This window comes from Microbacterium sp. AC026 (assembly GCF_979258475.1).
Window position 1 is genome coordinate 3,497,546 of sequence record NZ_OZ409857.1, and the last position, 16,234, is coordinate 3,513,779.

At 69.0% G+C, this 16,234-nt stretch carries 12 protein-coding genes, 2 pseudogenes and 1 riboswitch; of the genes and pseudogenes, 12 read left to right on the forward strand and 2 right to left on the reverse strand.

Translation table 11 applies throughout. From position 1 onward, the window contains the following. The first annotated feature begins 18 nt into the window (after positions 1 to 18). Positions 19 to 112, forward strand: a riboswitch (TPP riboswitch). The 8 genes and pseudogenes from thiM (at position 103) to argH (ending at position 10,025) form a co-directional block, all read left to right on the forward strand. Beyond that, positions 103 to 950, forward strand: a pseudogene (gene thiM, locus ACZZ93_RS17765) (hydroxyethylthiazole kinase). It overlaps the preceding riboswitch by 10 nt. After that, complete coding sequence (gene thiD, locus ACZZ93_RS17770; protein WP_463511677.1) at positions 947 to 3,097, forward strand: bifunctional hydroxymethylpyrimidine kinase/phosphomethylpyrimidine kinase; 2,151 nt, start codon at positions 947 to 949, stop codon at positions 3,095 to 3,097. Before thiM ends, thiD begins: the two are co-directional and overlap by 4 nt. A 244-nt stretch (positions 3,098 to 3,341) precedes the next feature. After that, complete coding sequence (argC, locus tag ACZZ93_RS17775) at positions 3,342 to 4,394, forward strand: N-acetyl-gamma-glutamyl-phosphate reductase (protein ID WP_447647573.1); 1,053 nt, start codon at positions 3,342 to 3,344, stop codon at positions 4,392 to 4,394. Next, complete coding sequence (gene argJ, locus ACZZ93_RS17780) at positions 4,391 to 5,548, forward strand: bifunctional glutamate N-acetyltransferase/amino-acid acetyltransferase ArgJ (RefSeq protein ID WP_072591497.1); 1,158 nt, start codon at positions 4,391 to 4,393, stop codon at positions 5,546 to 5,548. Before argC ends, argJ begins: the two co-directional genes overlap by 4 nt. Continuing rightward, positions 5,545 to 6,462, forward strand: a complete 918-nt coding sequence (argB, locus tag ACZZ93_RS17785; protein ID WP_463511678.1) for an acetylglutamate kinase — start codon at positions 5,545 to 5,547, stop codon at positions 6,460 to 6,462. Before argJ ends, argB begins: the two co-directional genes overlap by 4 nt. After that, positions 6,459 to 7,669 (forward strand): annotated as a pseudogene (locus ACZZ93_RS17790) (acetylornithine transaminase). Before argB ends, ACZZ93_RS17790 begins: the two are co-directional and overlap by 4 nt. Then, a complete protein-coding gene (gene argF / locus ACZZ93_RS17795; protein ID WP_056280178.1) occupies positions 7,666 to 8,595 on the forward strand; it encodes an ornithine carbamoyltransferase in 930 nt (309 codons plus the stop codon). The pseudogene ACZZ93_RS17790 and the gene argF overlap by 4 nt, the downstream one beginning before the upstream one ends. Next, positions 8,595 to 10,025, forward strand: coding sequence for an argininosuccinate lyase (gene argH, locus ACZZ93_RS17800; protein WP_463511679.1), 1,431 nt, complete (start codon positions 8,595 to 8,597; stop codon positions 10,023 to 10,025). Before argF ends, argH begins: the two co-directional genes overlap by 1 nt. A gap of 50 nt (positions 10,026 to 10,075) precedes the next feature. On the opposite strand, the gene ACZZ93_RS17805 is transcribed toward argH, so the two are convergent. Next, positions 10,076 to 10,675, reverse strand: coding sequence for a DUF1349 domain-containing protein (locus ACZZ93_RS17805; RefSeq protein ID WP_053096868.1), 600 nt, complete (start codon positions 10,673 to 10,675; stop codon positions 10,076 to 10,078). A 59-nt stretch (positions 10,676 to 10,734) separates the two neighbouring features. Between ACZZ93_RS17805 and ACZZ93_RS17810 the strand changes: the two genes are divergently transcribed. The 4 genes from ACZZ93_RS17810 (at position 10,735) to ACZZ93_RS17825 (ending at position 14,470) form a co-directional block, all read left to right on the forward strand. Then, positions 10,735 to 11,379: a SatD family protein gene (locus tag ACZZ93_RS17810; protein WP_053096866.1), complete on the forward strand. Its 645-nt coding sequence runs from the start codon at positions 10,735 to 10,737 to the stop codon at positions 11,377 to 11,379. Then, positions 11,376 to 12,224 (forward strand): hypothetical protein, encoded by an 849-nt coding sequence (locus tag ACZZ93_RS17815; protein WP_463511680.1) that lies wholly within the window; start codon positions 11,376 to 11,378, stop codon positions 12,222 to 12,224. The genes ACZZ93_RS17810 and ACZZ93_RS17815 overlap by 4 nt, the downstream gene beginning before the upstream one ends. 52 nt (positions 12,225 to 12,276) lie before the next feature. Then, positions 12,277 to 13,578 carry a tyrosine--tRNA ligase gene (gene tyrS, locus ACZZ93_RS17820; protein WP_157557429.1) on the forward strand — a complete coding sequence of 434 codons (1,302 nt, stop codon included), beginning with the start codon at positions 12,277 to 12,279 and terminating at the stop codon, positions 13,576 to 13,578. Between the two features lie 94 nt (positions 13,579 to 13,672). Further along, positions 13,673 to 14,470, forward strand: a complete 798-nt coding sequence (locus ACZZ93_RS17825; protein ID WP_463511681.1) for a DUF4184 family protein — start codon at positions 13,673 to 13,675, stop codon at positions 14,468 to 14,470. On the opposite strand, the gene ACZZ93_RS17830 is transcribed toward ACZZ93_RS17825, so the two are convergent. Beyond that, positions 14,455 to 15,801: a CoA transferase gene (locus ACZZ93_RS17830; RefSeq protein WP_463511682.1), complete on the reverse strand. Its 1,347-nt coding sequence runs from the start codon at positions 15,799 to 15,801 to the stop codon at positions 14,455 to 14,457. The genes ACZZ93_RS17825 and ACZZ93_RS17830 overlap by 16 nt on opposite strands. Positions 15,802 to 16,234: the final 433 nt, after the last annotated feature.

A 16,234-nucleotide genomic window follows, 5' to 3' on the forward strand; every position in this document is an offset into this window, starting at 1 on the left:
GGGCCTCGCTAGACTGCGATCAGTGACACGGGGTGCCGCATCCGCGGCTGAGAACAGACCCGTCGAACCTGATCTAGTTCGTACTAGCGAAGGGATGTCGCGTTGAGCGATCGTCTGCGTCCTGATTCCGAATCGACCTTGGCCACCTCGGCGGCTGAGCTCCTGACAGGGCTGCGCGACAGCCCACCCTTGACCCATTGCATCACCAACAGCGTCGTCACGAGCTTCACCGCGAACGTGCTGCTCGCCCTCGGCGCGGCGCCGGCGATGGTCGACATCGTCGGTGAGGCGGGGATGTTCGCCGGGGTGGCCTCCGGGGTGCTGATCAACCTCGGTACGCCGACTCCGGAGCAGCGTGCGGCGAGCCGTGAAGCCGCGGCAGGAGCCCTCGCCGCAGGTACTCCGTGGGTGCTGGATCCCGTCGCGATCGGCGCGCTGCCGGTGCGCACGACACTCGCGCACGAGCTGGCCGACGCACGCCCCACGGCGATCAGGGGGAACGCCTCGGAGATCCTCGCCCTCGCGGGGCTCAGCGCTGGGGGCGCGGCGTCGATGCGACGGACACGACCGATGCCGCGGCCGAAGCGGCACTCGCACTCGCTTCGCGGCACGGCGCGGTGGTCGCGGTGTCGGGACCGGTCGACCTGGTGACGGATGGAGCACGATTGCTCCGCATCGCGAACGGTCATGAACTGCTCACCCGTGTCACCGGCGGCGGATGCGCGCTGGGCGCCGTCATGGCGGCGTTCCTCGGTGCGGCGCGCTCGACCGCTGCGGATCCGCTCACCGCCGTCTCGGCGGCGAGCCTCGTGTACACGATCGCCGCCGAGCGTGCCGCGGCGCGGGCCGCGGGCCCCGGCAGCTTCGCCGTCGCACTGCTCGACGCGCTCGCCGCCGTGCAGCCGGAGGACCTCGCCCTCGCCGCGCGTGTGCAGGAGCACGCGCTGTGATCGCGGACCTCTCCCTCTATCTCGTCACGGATCCCACCCTCTGCGGCGCGCGGGGCGTCGCGGAGACGGTGCGACTCGCCGTCGACGGGGGCGTGCGCATCGTCCAGCTGCGCGACAAGGGCGCGACGGATGCCGAGACCGCCGATCAGTTGATCGAGCTCTCTCGGGTGATCGACGGCCGTGCACTGCTCGTGGTGAACGACCGCGTCGAGGCGGCGCTGATCGCTCGCGCCAAGGGAGCGCGGGTCGACGGCGTGCACCTCGGCCAGGGCGACGTATCGGTGCTGCGGGCACGCGAGCGGCTGGGACCCGAGGCGATCATCGGGTTGACGGCGAACACGCCGGAGCATCTCGACGCCGTGGCCGCGCTGCCGGCGGGAACGGTCGACTATCTCGGCGTCGGCGTGATCCGTCCCACCGCCACTAAGCCGGATCACCCGCCGGCCCTGGGAATCGACGGCTTCGGTGCGCTCGCCGCGAGGACCGCACTGCCATGCGTCGCCATCGGCGGCGTGGGAATCGACGACATCGAGCGCCTTCGGGATGCGGGTGCGGCGGGGCTCGCCGTCGTCTCCGCCATCTGCGCCGCCGTCGATCCGACGAGGACGGCCCGGGCATTCCTCAGCCGATGGAGGGCTTCGGGCACACCTCGCGTGCTCAGCATCGCGGGGAGCGACCCGTCGGGCGGGGCGGGGATCCAGGCCGATCTCAAGTCGATCGCCGCGAACGGGGGCTATGGCATGGCGGCTGTCACGGCGCTCACGGCGCAGAACACCAGGGGAGTCCGAGCGGTGCACGTGCCTCCTGCCGAGTTCCTCCGGCAGCAGCTCGATGCCATCTCGGACGACATCGTCATCGACGCGGTGAAGATCGGGATGCTGGCGAACACGGAGGTGATCGCCACCGTCGCCGCCTGGCTCGACGCCGTCCGTCCGCCGATCGTCGTGCTCGACCCGGTCATGGTCGCGACCAGCGGTGATCGCCTGCTCGATGAGGATGCCGAGCGCGCACTCCGCGGGCTCGTCGAGCGCGCTCATGTCGTGACGCCCAACCTCGCCGAGCTCGCCGCGCTCTCCGATCGTCCGATCACGGGGTGGGACGACGCGCTCAAGGCCGGGGCCGAGCTCTCCGCCCGCATCGGCGGGGCGGTGCTCGTCAAGGGAGGGCACCTCGACGGCGACGACGTTCCGGACGCGTTGATCGATGTCGCCGGGGGTGTCAGACACGGCTATCCCGGATCGCGCATCATGACACACAACACGCACGGCACCGGATGCTCCCTGTCGTCGGCCCTCGCCACCCGCCTCGCCGGAGGGGAGTCCCCTGTCGATGCGGTGGAATCGGCGAGGACCTGGCTGCGGGAATCCCTGAGGCAGAGCGATGCGCTCGGCATCGGGAGCGGTCACGGACCGGTGAACCACTTCGGCGGCCTCTGGCGACGAGGGGGACTCGAGGCCGCACCCGAGCGTGCCGACCTCCGCGATCGGTGGTGGGACCGGATCGCGCACGTGCGGGCCGACATCGACGAGCTGTCCTTCATCCGCGCTCTGGCCGACGGGACTCTCGACCGCGAGCGGTTCCTCTTCTACCTCCGACAGGATGCGCTGTATCTCCGGGAGTACGCCCGAGTGCTCGCAGCGGCCGCGCGGATCGCGCCCACACCGCACGAGCAGGCGTTCTGGGCTCAGTCGGCGCAGGGGGCGATCACCGGAGAGCTCGAGCTCCATGCATCGTGGCTGGCCCCGGGCGCGGGAGTGGAAGCGGCGACCTTCGCCGCCGATCCTGCGCCTGCGACCGTCGCGTACCTCGACCACCTGCGCTCCGTGGCCTTCGGCGGCGACTACGCCGAGCTCATCGCGGCCGTGCTGCCGTGCTTCTGGCTGTACACCGATCTCGGAACCCGCCTGCACGCGGGGGAGTTCGACGCGTACGCCCGAGACCCGCAGCATCCCTACGCGTCGTGGCTCGCGACGTATGCCGATCCCGCGTTCGAGAAGGCGACGGAGCAGGCGATCGACCATGTGATGCATGCGGCGACGGAGTCGGATGCCGCGGGGCGGCGACGGATGCTCCGCGCTTTCGAGGTCTCCAGCGCGCACGAACTCGCCTTCTTCGCGGCGCCGGCACTCCACGCGTCCGGCGGATGACGGACCCGATTTGCGCATGCCGCGACGAGCGCGCTATCGTCGCGGCATGCCTTCGGCCGCCACCGCTCCTCTGACGCTCGTTCCGAGCGTCATCGCCGTGCGCCGACGCCGCAGCGGCCGCCGACTCTAGGCGACCCTGCGCTTCTGCCTGCGTACGCACGGCGGTCGAGTGCCGGTGTCGCCGCCCCGGTTCCCGACACTGCACCCCGCGTTCGCCGAGGGGTCCGACCGTTAAGGTAGAAGAATGACGTACTCCGTCGCCGTCTCCGGCGCATCCGGCTACGCGGGCGGCGAGATCCTGCGCCTCCTCGCGTCTCATCCCGACATCGAGATCCGCACGGTGACAGCGCACTCGAACGCCGGTCAACCGCTCGTGCAGCATCAGCCGCACCTGCGGTCGCTCGCACACCTCACACTGCAGGACACCACGCCCGAGACGCTCGCCGGGCACGACATCGTCTTCCTCGCTCTGCCGCACGGGCAGTCCGGGCAGTACACCGACGCGCTCGGCGACACCCCGCTCGTGATCGACGCGGGAGCGGACCACCGACTGACGTCGCAGGATTCCTGGGACGCGTTCTACGGCGGCGACTTCCACGAACCGTGGGCCTACGGCGTTCCCGAGCTGCTCGTCGGCGGTGTCAAGCAGCGCGAGACGCTGCGCGAGGCGAAGCGCATCGCCGCTCCCGGCTGCAACGCCTCGACCGTGAGCCTGAGCCTGGCCCCCGGGGTCGCCGCAGGGGTGATCGACGCGGGGGACATCGTCTCGGTGCTCGCCGTCGGCCCATCCGGAGCGGGGAAGAGCCTCAAGACCAACCTGCTCGCCGGCGAGATCCTCGGCACCGCCAATCCCTACGCGGTCGGGGGCACGCACCGGCACATCCCGGAGATCCGCCAGGCGCTCGCCGCGGCATCCGGTTCCCCAGCCGACGGCATCCGCATCTCGTTCACGCCCGTGCTGGTTCCGATGTCGCGGGGCATCCTCGCCACCTCGACCGCGCCGATCGTCGGCGATGTCAGCGATGCGGAGATCCGCGCCGCCTGGGAGGACGCCTACGGCGACGAGACCTTCGTGCAGTTGCTGCCCGCCGGTCAGTTCCCGCGCACGGCCGATGTCCTCGGTGCGAACACCGCCCTGATCGGTCTCGCGATCGATCGCGCGGCGAACCGCGTGACGGTGGTCACCGCGGTCGACAACCTCGTCAAAGGCACCGCCGGCGCTGCCGTCCAATCCATGAACCTCGCGCTGGGGCTGCCCGAGTCCCGCGCCCTCTCAGTGAACGGAGTCGCGCCGTGAGCGTCACCGCCCCCGCAGGATTCGAAGCGGCCGGAGTCGCCGCAGGTCTCAAATCGACCGGAAAGCCCGATGTCGCCGTCGTGGTCAATCGCGGCCCGCGCAAGGTCGGTGCGGCCGTGTTCACCAGCAACCGCGCCAAGGCGAACCCCATCATCTGGTCGCAGCAGGCCGTCGCCGATCGCGTGGTCGAGGCCGTCGTGCTGAACTCCGGAGGCGCGAACTGCTTCACCGGCAGCTTCGGCTTCCAGACGACGCACCAGACCGCAGAGAAGGCGGCCGAGCTGCTCGGCGTCGGCGCCGGCGACGTGCTCGTGTGCTCGACCGGCCTCATCGGAGTCGGAGACGAAATCTTCCGCGCGAAGGTCCTCTCGGGCACCGAACAGGCGATCGCCGAGCTGTCGACAGACGGCGGCGATGTCGCGGCCGAGGCCATCATGACCACCGACAGCGTGTCGAAGACCGCCGTGGTCAGCCGAGACGGCTGGACCATCGGCGGCATGGCCAAGGGAGCGGGCATGCTCGCTCCCGGGCTCGCCACGATGCTCGTCGTCATCACGACGGATGCCGTGCTCGAGCCTCTCGAGGCGGATGCCGCGCTGCGATTCGCCACCGGCACGACGTTCGACCGCCTCGATTCGGACGGATGCATGTCGACCAACGATCAGGTCACACTGCTCGCGAACGGCGCTTCCGAGGTGGTGCCCGACCTTAAGGACTTCTCCGCCGCGCTGGCAGAGCTGTGCCAGGAGCTCGCGGTCAAGCTGCAGGGCGATGCCGAGGGGGCCAGCCACGACATCACCATCGAGGTGCAGCACGCCGCGACCGAGGCGGAGGCGGTCGAGGTCGGCCGCTCCGTCGCGCGCAACAATCTCTTCAAGGCCGCCATCTTCGGCAACGACCCCAACTGGGGGCGGGTGCTCGCAGCGATCGGCACCACGAACGCCCAGTTCGACCCGTACGACGTCGACGTCTGGATGAACGGCGTCCGGGTGTGCAGCGAGGGCGGCCCCGACCGTCCGCGCGAGGAGGTCGACCTCACTCCGCGTGCCACGCATCTCGTGATCGATCTCAAGGTCGGCGATGCCACCGCGACGATCCTCACGAACGACCTCACCCACGATTACGTGCACGAGAACAGCGCCTACGCCTCATGACCGACATTCAGGACACCACCCCGGACGTCGCCGCCGTGAAGGCCGCGACGCTCATCGAGTCGCTCCCGTGGCTGAAGAAGTTCCGCGACCAGATCGTCGTCGTCAAGTACGGCGGCAATGCGATGGTCTCCGACGAGCTGCAGGAGGCGTTCGCACAGGACATCGCGTACCTGCGCTACGTCGGCGTGCTGCCGGTCGTCGTGCACGGCGGCGGACCGCAGATCTCCGACATGCTCCAGCGACTCGAGATCCCGAGCGAGTTCAAGGGCGGCTACCGGGTCACCAACACCGAGGCGATCAGCGTCGTGCGCATGGTCCTCACCGGCCAGGTGAACCCGCAGCTCGTCTCGAAGATCAACTCGCACGGTCCGATCGCCACCGGGCTGAGCGGGGAGGACGCCGGCCTGTTCGGCGGTCGTCGTCGCGGTGTCGTGATCGACGGCGAGGAGATCGACCTCGGACGCGTCGGCGACGTCGTGGAGGTCGACCCGACGCCCGTGCTCGATCACCTCGCGGCGGGACGCGTGCCCGTCGTCTCGAGCATCGCGCCCGACCTCGATCACCCCGGCCAGTCGCTCAACGTGAACGCGGATGCCGCGGCGGCAGCCCTCGCCGTGGCGCTCAACGCTCGCAAGCTCGTCATCCTCACCGACGTGCCGGGGCTCTATGCCGACTGGCCCAACCGCGACTCGCTCGTGTCGCACCTCACCTCGGAGGCTCTCATCGAGATGCTGCCGACACTCGAATCCGGCATGATCCCGAAGATGAGGGCCTGCCTGGATGCGATCGAAGGCGGCGTTGATGCCGCCGCGATCATCGACGGACGCGTGCCGCACTCGGTGCTCGTCGAACTCTTCACCAGCAAGGGAATCGGAACTGAAGTGGTCTTGGGAAGCGCAGGGATGAACGCATGAGCAACTGGCAGGATGACGCAGCGAGCGATCTGGTCCTCAACGCGGGCCCGCGCCTGGCGATGCTCACACGAGGCGAGGGGTCCTACCTCTGGGACTCCGAGGGCAAGCGCCACCTCGATTTCCTCGCCGGCATCGCGGTGACCTCGCTCGGTCACGCGCATCCGGTGTTCGTCGAGGCCGTGTCGAGACAGGCCGCGACTCTCGCGCACGTGTCGAACTACTTCGCGACGCCCTGGCAGCTCGCGCTCGCCGCACGGCTGAAGCGCCTCGCGGGCGCCGGGATCGACGGCCGCGTGTTCTTCTCGAACTCCGGCGCCGAGGCGAACGAAGCGGCGTTCAAGCTCGCCCGACTCCACGGGGGAACGGACAAGCCGCGCATCCTCGCACTCGAGAACGGATTCCACGGGCGCACCATGGGGTCACTCGCGCTGACGGCCAAGGCCGCGATGCGCGCGCCGTTCGAGCCGATGCCCGGGGAGTGGAGCACATCCCGGCGACCGTCGAGGCTCTGGAAGCCGCGATGGACGACCGGGTCGCCGCCGTCATCGTGGAGCCGATCCAGGGCGAGGCCGGCGTGGTCGAGCTTCCGGACGGCTATCTGCAGGCCGCCCGTTCGCTCACGCTGAAGCACGGGGCGCTGCTGATCGTCGACGAGATCCAGACGGGTGCCGGACGCACGGGGGCCTGGTTCGGCTTCAGCCACGAGGGCATCACTCCCGACGCGATCACGCTCGCGAAGGGCATCGGCGGAGGCTTCCCGATCGGCGCTCTCGTCACCTACGGTGCGGCGAGCTCGCTCTTCACGCCGGGTTCGCACGGATCGACGTTCGGCGGCAACCCGCTGGCCACCGCCGTGGCCGACGCCGTGCTCACCGAGATCGAGAACGCCGGACTCGTCGAGAACGCTGCGCGTCGCGGCGAGGAGATCCGACAGATCATCGCGGACATCGACTCGCCCCTCGTCACGGGAGTGCGTGGCCGAGGGCTCCTCATCGGAGTGGCACTCGGCGCCCCCGTCGCGAACGACGTGGTCGCCGCTGCTCAGGAGCGCGGCCTCATCGTGAACGCAGCCAACCCCGAGACGGTGCGCATCGCCCCGGCTCTCACGATCGGAGACGCTGAACTCGCCGAGTTCCGCAAGCTCTTCGCCGATTCGCTCGCTGACGTACAGACATCCCTCGCCGAATCCGGAAAGGCCCTCGCATGACCCGCCACCTGCTGCGTGACGACGATCTGACCCCCGCCGAGCAGGCGGAGATCCTCGATCTCGCCATCGAGCTGAAGAAGGACCGCTGGGCGAACAAGGCTCTCGCCGGTCCCCAGACGGTCGCGGTGATCTTCGACAAGTCGTCCACCCGCACCCGCGTCTCCTTCGCGGTGGGCATCGCCGACCTCGGCGGCACGCCGCTGATCATCTCGACCGCGAGCAGCCAGCTCGGCGGCAAGGAGACGCCGTCCGACACCGCGCGGGTTCTCGAGCGCCAGGTCGCGGCGATCGTCTGGCGCACCTATGCGCAGGCGGGGCTCGAGGAGATGGCCGCCGGCACCACGGTGCCAGTCGTCAACGCCCTCTCGGACGACTTCCACCCGTGCCAGCTGCTCGCCGACCTGCTCACGATCCGAGAGCACAAGGGCGAGCTCAAGGGGCTGACCCTGACGTTCTTCGGCGACGGGCAGAGCAACATGGCGCACTCCTACGCACTGGCCGGTGTCACTGCCGGCATGCATGTGCGCATCGCGTCACCTGCGGAGTACGCCCCGCGCGCCGACGTCGTCGAGGCGGCCGACCGCCGGGCTGCGGAGACCGGCGGCTCGATCACGCTGTTCACGGATGCGGTCGAGGCTGCGGCCGGCGCCGACGTCGTGGTCACCGACACCTGGGTGTCGATGGGCAAGGAGGAGGAGAAGCTCGCGCGCATCCGCGATCTCGGCGGCTACAAGGTGACCCCCGAGACGATGGAGATCGCCGATTCCGAGGCCATCTTCATCCACTGCCTTCCCGCCGACCGCGGCTACGAGGTGGACTCCGAGGTCATCGACGGACCGCAGAGCGTCGTCTGGGATGAGGCCGAGAACCGTCTCCACGCGCAGAAGGCCCTGCTCGTCTGGCTGCTCGGCAAGAAGGACGCGTGATGGTTGACTCGAAGAACGAAGGCACGAACGAAGGCGCACTGTGGGGCGCCCGCTTCGCGAGCGGGCCGTCGCCCGAGCTCGTCGAGCTCAGCAGATCGACGCATTTCGACTGGATCCTCGCCCCGTACGACATCGCGGGCTCGCATGCGCACGCGACGGCGCTCGCGGCTGCCGGCTACCTCGAACCTGCTGAGGCGGCCAGGATGCATGAGGGGCTCGATGCCGTGGCGCGCAAGGTCGCCGACGGCACGCTGCAGCCCGTCCCCTCCGATGAGGACGTGCACGGTGCGCTCGAGCAGGCGCTGATCGCCGAGCTCGGTCCCGAACTGGGCGGACGCCTGCGCGCCGGACGCAGCCGCAACGATCAGATCGCCACTCTCGTGCGCATGTACCTGATCGATCACGCTCGAGTGATCGCGCGCGACATCCTCCGTGTCATCGATGCGCTCGTCGCGCAGGCCGAGGCCCACCCCGACGCGATCCTCCCCGGCCGCACGCATCTGCAGCACGCGCAGCCGGTGCTCCTCGCGCACCACCTCCAGGCCCATGGCTGGCCGCTCGTGCGCGAGCTCGAGCGTCTCGTCGACTGGCGTCGTCGCGCAGGCGTCTCGCCGTATGGCGGGGGAGCGCTCGCGGGCTCGACCCTCGGACTCGATCCTGCGCTGGTCGCATCGGAACTCGGACTCGATCGACCGGCGGAGAACTCGCTCGACGGCACCGCGGCACGCGACGTCGTCGCCGAGTTCGCCTTCATCACGGCGATGACGGGTGTCGACATCTCGCGCCTGAGCGAGGAGATCATCCTCTGGAACACACGCGAGTTCGGCTTCGTCACGCTGCACGACGGGTACTCGACGGGGTCGAGCATCATGCCGCAGAAGAAGAACCCCGACATCGCGGAGCTCGCTCGCGGAAAGTCGGGGCGCCTGATCGGCAATCTGTCGGGGCTCATGGCGACGCTCAAGGGCCTCCCGTTGGCCTATAACCGCGACCTGCAGGAGGACAAGGAGCCGGTCTTCGATTCGGTCCAGACCCTCGAGGTCGTGCTTCCCGCGTTCGCCGGCATGATCGCGACGCTGCGCTTCGACACCGAGCGGATGGCGGCCCTCGCCCCCCAGGGATTCTCGCTCGCGACCGATGTCGCCGAGTGGCTCGTGAAGCGTCGGGTGCCGTTCCGCGACGCGCACGAGATCTCCGGCGCGCTCGTGCGGGCCTGCGAAGAACAGGGGATCGGTCTCGAGGACGCTTCCGACCAGCTGCTGCTCTCGGTCTCTCCGCATCTGGTCCCCGAGGTGCGTGAGGTTCTCACGATCGAGGGTTCCGTGGCATCGCGCACCGGAGCAGGGGGAACGGCTCCCGTCCGAGTCGCCGAGCAGCGTGCCGAGCTCGTCGCCAGAGCGCAGGCCGCGGCGCACGCCCTGGGCCTGTAGTCGGTTGTGCACCGCCGGTCGACGCGATGTGCGGCGACCGGCGGGGCTCCTCAGTGCAGCGCGACGTCGGCGGTCGACCTCGTCCACCGGGTGAAGCGCACGACGAGTCCCGCGCGCGTCGGACCGGCGAGGAACGGGCCGGCGGATGCAGCGGCGTCGCCGGTGAACGGAGCGACGCGAACCAGTCGCCAGTCCTCGTCGTCCGCGCGTGCGCGCACGATCACCGCGTCCGGCCACCGGCTCACGCGGACGGTGATCTCTCGGCCGTGCCAGTCGTCGACGTATCCGACGGACCAGTCGGAGCGGATGTCGGTGACGACGGCGCCGAGTCCGAGGTGCTCGTCGGCGTACTCGATGCCCGCTTTGATCCAGTGCTCGTCGTCGATGCGCACGAAGACTCCTGCCTGGTCGAACTGGCCGTCCCATGGCGCGCGGAATGAGACGTCCATCGCCTCGCCCACGGCCAGGGGAGCCAGCAGCGCGTGCTCGGTGTCGTGGACGAATCCGTACGCCGTGTGTCGCCAGGCGTCGCTGCCTTCCGCGGCGGTCACGTCCAGGTGCTCGACCCCGTCGGCGGAGATCGTGGTGAGTGCGGCGGGTGAGTGGGTCCAGGAACCTTCGTCCCACCGGATGATGTCTGATTCAGGCATGTTCCGAGCATATAACCTAATAGGGCATAAATAACAGTTATTCGTGATACGGTTATCACATGGTCATCGCCGTACTCGCCGACATCGTGGGATCGCGCAAGCTCGACGACCGCACGGCGGCGCAGCGCGTGCTCGATGACACGATCGCTCGGGTGGAGGCCGACCTGCCTCTGGCACATCACCCGCTCACCCCCACGGTGGGGGATGAGCAGCAGGGTGTCTATCTTCGGCTCGAAGACGCTCTGGTGTCGCTTCTCATGATCCAGCTCGCTCTTCCCGACGGCATCGCCTTCCGTTTCGGCATCGGGATCGGCGAGGTGCGCACCGTCGACTCCGTCCACGGCGAGCTCGCCGACGGGCCGGGGTGGTATGCGGCGCGCGCGGCGATCGAGACCGTCCACGCGAGAGAGGCACGCACCGTGCCGCGCACCCGGATCTGGATTGTCGGAGCCCCGGGGCAGGATGAGGTCATGGAGAGCGTGATCGCAGCATCGAACGCCTACCTCCTCGTCCGTGACGAGCTGGTCGGCGCCATGAACGAGCGCGAGCGCCGCCTCACCTACGGACGGATGGTCGGCAGATCGCAGCACGACCTCGCCGCCGAAGAGGGCATCTCGCAGCCCAGCGTCTCGAAGTCGTTGCGCAACGCCGGCAGCGCCGCACTCATCGAAGGTGCGGTCGCGCTGAGGGGAGCGAGCGCATGATCGTCGCCGGATTCATCCTGCTCGCGGTCGGATCCGCCGATCTCGTCCGCCAGTTCGCTCCGCATCGATGGGCCGGGTACCTCACGGTGGCCGTGATGTTCCTTCTGCTCGGCAGCGTGAGTGACGCGCTTCTGCCCATGCTCGCAGGGCTCGTGGTCGGAGCGCTCTGGGCCTGGTGCATGCCGTCGGAGCGCCGCGCACCACTCGGGTTCTGGCCCGCGGTGCTGCTCGGTCTCGTGAGCATCGGATCGGTCGTATGGCTGGGGGCGCGCACTGATGCCGGCCTGATCGGCACCGTGTGGAACCTCCGTTCACCGTTCGGCGACGTCCCGTTCGATCTTGCGATCCTGACGCTCGGCACCGGGGTCTTCCTCCTCGAGTCGGCGAACCTCGTGGTGCGCGCAGCGCTCGACGGTGAGCACACCTGGCGACCGGCTGAACTGCGTCGATCGGCGATGCGCGACGAGGTCGACGCGGAACCTGCGGCGCCCGAGGCCACCACGCCCGGCGACGCGATCGGCGGCAGGGAGTCGACCGACGCCACGATGGCGGACAAGCCGGGCCGACCGGATGAAGCCACGGCTCTGCGCGACCCGCGCGCGGGATTCAAGGGCGGTCGACTGATCGGCCCGCTCGAGCGCGTCCTGGTGATGCTGCTCACCCTGGCTGCGGCGTATCCGATCCTCGCCGCGATGCTGGCGGCGAAGGGGATCGTGCGCTTCCCTGAGATCTCCCGCGACGGTGAGACAGGTGCCAGGGCCGAGTACTTCCTCGTCGGGAGTCTCGTCAGCTGGGTCATCGGGTTGGGCGCGGCGTTCCTCGTGTGGTGGGCAGCGCACACCTGATCCACGGCGGCCCGGCGATTCACCGACCCTCACCGCTGATAGCCTGGGGCGCGTGTCGAATACCGCTCTGACGACCGCCCCGCCGGCGATCGACCCCACGTTCGAGAACGTGTGGGACGAACTGCTGTGGCGCGGCCTCGTCCACGTGTCCACTGACCAGGAGGCGCTGCGCGCCCTTCTCGCCGGGGACCCGATCACGTATTACTGCGGCTTCGATCCGACTGCTCCCAGCCTGCATCTGGGCAACCTGGTGCAGCTGCTGACGTTGCGTCGCATCCAGCTCGCCGGCCACAAGCCGCTCGGTCTCGTCGGCGGCTCCACCGGTCTGATCGGCGACCCGCGCCCCACGGCCGAGCGCACGCTCAACACTCGCGAGACCGTCGAGGAGTGGGTCGGACGCCTGCGGACGCAGGTCGAGCGCTACCTGAGCTTCGAGGGCGAGAACGCCGCCCGCATCGTCAACAATCTCGATTGGACGGCGCCGCTGTCGGCGATCGACTTCCTGCGGGAGATCGGCAAGCACTACCGCGTCGGGACCATGCTCAAGAAGGATGCGGTCGCCGCGCGACTGAACTCCGACGAGGGCATCAGCTACACGGAGTTCAGCTACCAGATCCTGCAGGGGATGGACTTCCTCGAGCTCTACCGTCAGTACGACTGCGTCCTGCAGACCGGCGGCTCCGACCAATGGGGGAACCTGACCAGCGGCACCGACCTCATCCGTCGTGCCGAGGGTGCGTCGGCGCACGCGATCGGCACACCGCTGATCACGAACAGCGACGGGACCAAGTTCGGCAAGAGCGAGGGGAACGCCATCTGGCTCGACCCCGAGATGTGCAGTCCGTACCGGATGTACCAGTTCTGGCTGAGCACCGCGGATGCCGACGTGATCGGCAGGCTGAAGGTCTTCACCTTCCTCACCCGGGCGGAGATCGAGGAGTACGAGGCGCTGGTCGAGTCCGAGCCCTTCCGTCGCGCCGCACAGAAGCGTCTCGCGCTCGAGGTCGTCGCCACCGTGCACGGCATCGATGCGGCCGCTGCGGTGATCGCGGCATCCGAGGCCCTGTTCGGACAGGGCGACCTGACTGCTCTCGACGCGTCGACGTTGCGCACGGCGCTCGAAGAGCTGCCGAACGCGACGGTCGATTCCGGGTCATCGGTGGTCGATGCGCTCGTCGCCACGGGATTGGTCTCCAGCTCGTCCGAAGCGCGACGCGCGATCAGCCAGGGTGGAGTGTCGCTCGACGGATCGCGTGTGGAAGACGATGCAGCCACCGTCAAGGGGTCTCTGCCCGGTGGGGTGTCCGTGCTCCGCCGCGGCAAGAAGACCCTCGCAGGTGTCTTCCTCGCGTGAACGTCCGACCCTGATCGCCTGACGGCGGTCGTCTGAGAGTCCTCGGACGGCCGCCGTCACGCTTCCACCGTTCACACTCGACAGGAGCCTGCCGATGCCGTTCACGCCGAGTCATGCAGTGGTCGCCCTCCCGTTCATCCGCACGCCGCTCGTGCCCGCCGCGATCGCGATCGGCGCCATGACGCCCGACCTTCCGCTGTTCATCCGCGGGGTCGGCCTCTCGTACTCGTTCACCCACTCATTCGGCAACGTCGTGTGGACCGCGCTGGTCGCTTTCGTGCTGTTCCTGCTGTGGCGCGTCGTGCTGCGTCCGGCCGTCGGTGAGCTCTCTCCGCTCTGGCTGGCTCGCCGGGTCCCTGCCGACTGGTCGCAGTCCGGCGTCGAAGCGGCCCGAGCCGCCGTCGGCGTCGGTGCTCGAGATCGGCTGTACCCGGCGATGCTCGCGGCATCGCTGGTGCTGGGAGTGCTGTCGCACATCGTCTGGGATCTCTTCACGCACGAGGGGCGTTGGGGCGTCGATGTGCTTCCCGCGCTCGACGATGTGTGGGGGCCGTTCACCGGATACAAGTGGCTGCAGTACGGCTCGAGCGTGATCGGCCTGCTCGTCATCGGGATCTGGGGGATTCTCCGGGTGAACCGCGCTGTTCCCCTCGAACGAGTCGACCGCGTGCTGCCTTCGGGCGTCCGAATCGCCTGGTGGCTGTCACTTCCCGTGGTGCTGATCACGGCGTGGGCCCTCGGCTACGCCGGCTACGGGCCGTTCACCGAGGAGTTCACCTACCAGCATCTGGCCTACCGGATGCTGCCGCCGGCGTGCGCTCTGTGGGGCGTGCTCACTCTCGTGCTCTGTCTGTCGCTGCCGGTGTTCCGGCGCATTCACCAGCGGGGCTGATCGGATCCCCAGCGATGGGGGGCGGCGAGGTCGAGGCCGGGAAGCGCCGATCGCGCCGTGGTGATCGTCTGCCCTGCGACGTCGAACGTCGCGGTGTGGGCGGCGAGGTCCAGCACCCGTTCCCGCTCCGACGTCGGTACCGATCGCGATCCCGAGGACCGTGGCATCCCGAGAAGCTCGGCGGCCACTCGACGCAGCGACGTGCGCACCACCCAGCCACCACCTTCTCGACGGCGCCGCTCGAGCAGCGAGATGATCGAGGCTGCGAGCAGGTACCCGGCACTGTGATCGAGGGCCTGCGCGGGGAGGACCCCCGGGCGGTCGCCGTCCGGCGTCTCGATCATGGCGATCCCGGACTCCGCTTGCACCAGACTGTCGAACCCTGCGCGAGAGGGGTGGTCGTCGCCCCACGCACTGAGCTCCGCGATCACCAGACTCGGGTGCCGCTCGATCAGGGCGGATGCGGAGAGGCCGAGTCGCGCGAGGGCTGCCGGTCGGTACCCGAGGACGACGACGTCAGCCTCGGCGAGCAGCTGGTCGAAACGCTCGGTTCCGGCGTCGAGCAGCGTCGATCGCTTCCCGTGACCGGTGTCGAAGTGCTGCCACTCGGGCTCGGGCAGCTGCGGGGGATCGACGCGCAGCACGTCTGCTCCCAGCAGTGCGAGCGTGCGGGTGCAGACGGGACCGGCGATCACCCGGGTGAGATCGAGCACGCGGATGCCGGTGAGTGGTGCACGACGATCGTCGCCGTCTCGCCGGCGCGGCTCCTCGCCGCTCGGGGAGGGCATCCGATCGACCTGGAGCAGGGGAGCGGACCGCAGCTGAGCGTCGTGGATGGGGTTCTCCGGCAGCACGGGCACGGCGAGTCCGCCCGCATCGACGATCCGATCGACAGCGTCGGCGGCCGACTGAGTCAGGATGGCCGCTCTGACGTCGTCGCCCGCTGCGTCGATTCCGAGCCCGAGACCGGTCAGAAGGCGCATCGCGTGGTGGGGGTAGTTGCCATGGGTGCGGATCCACCCGTCGGACGCCCGGAAGAATCCCGAGTACGGGGACCAGACATCGGGGGCGCGTCCGTCGACGGTGAGCACCCGATCGCTCCGGTACGCGACGGCGATGCGATCGGGGTCGGGGAGGGAGTCGACGCCGGCCGCCAGACACACGGCCCGAACGCTCGCCCAGGCCAGATCCGCCGTCGCGAGGCGCGACTCGAGAGGCACGGCGTGAACGAAGGGGGCGCCGGAATCGACCTCCACCGGCGCGAGCCCGAGGGCGGACCACACGCGGTCCAACAGAGCAGCGGAGGGGGCGCGATTCGGCAGCTGGGTCACGCTGCGATCGTACTCGTGGCGGCGATCTCGGCGGAATACCGTTGCTGGACTGGGAAAAGTGTTGCCACCTGGTGCAGCGACACGCCCGGGGGTGGTGGCCCGATTTGCCAGAACACCAGAACCCACGTAACTTATTACTTGTTCGCCCCACAGGGAAGCGGAGGAGCCGAGAGCTTCACCCCCTCAAGCGGAGAACCACCTCCCGATCCACTCACTTGTGAGAACAGACGCCTGCGTCTAGGATGGGAGATCCACCCCATCTGCGGCTGTCAAGAGCTGCGCAGCGGATCCAAGATCCGCGCGGCGCGCTGATTTGACAAGCGGGACGGGATGGCTAAGATAGAGAAGTTGCCCTTCGGGCCTGGTTGTGATGACTGGGTCGTGGGAGCATCCGATCCTTGAGAACTCAACAGCGTGCACTTGTCAAATGCCA

Bases quoted from the DNA above. Each gene is read 5' to 3' on its own strand.
- ACZZ93_RS17815 (WP_463511680.1), top strand. From the start codon at position 11,376: ATGATCGTCGCCGGATTCATCCTGCTCGCGGTCGGATCCGCCGATCTC.
- argH (WP_463511679.1), top strand. From the start codon at position 8,595: ATGGTTGACTCGAAGAACGAAGGCACGAACGAAGGCGCACTGTGGGGC.
- ACZZ93_RS17805 (WP_053096868.1), bottom strand. From the start codon at position 10,675: ATGCCTGAATCAGACATCATCCGGTGGGACGAAGGTTCCTGGACCCAC.
- argB (WP_463511678.1), top strand. From the start codon at position 5,545: ATGACCGACATTCAGGACACCACCCCGGACGTCGCCGCCGTGAAGGCC.
- argF (WP_056280178.1), top strand. From the start codon at position 7,666: ATGACCCGCCACCTGCTGCGTGACGACGATCTGACCCCCGCCGAGCAG.
- ACZZ93_RS17825 (WP_463511681.1), top strand. From the start codon at position 13,673: ATGCCGTTCACGCCGAGTCATGCAGTGGTCGCCCTCCCGTTCATCCGC.
- argC (WP_447647573.1), top strand. From the start codon at position 3,342: ATGACGTACTCCGTCGCCGTCTCCGGCGCATCCGGCTACGCGGGCGGC.
- ACZZ93_RS17810 (WP_053096866.1), top strand. From the start codon at position 10,735: ATGGTCATCGCCGTACTCGCCGACATCGTGGGATCGCGCAAGCTCGAC.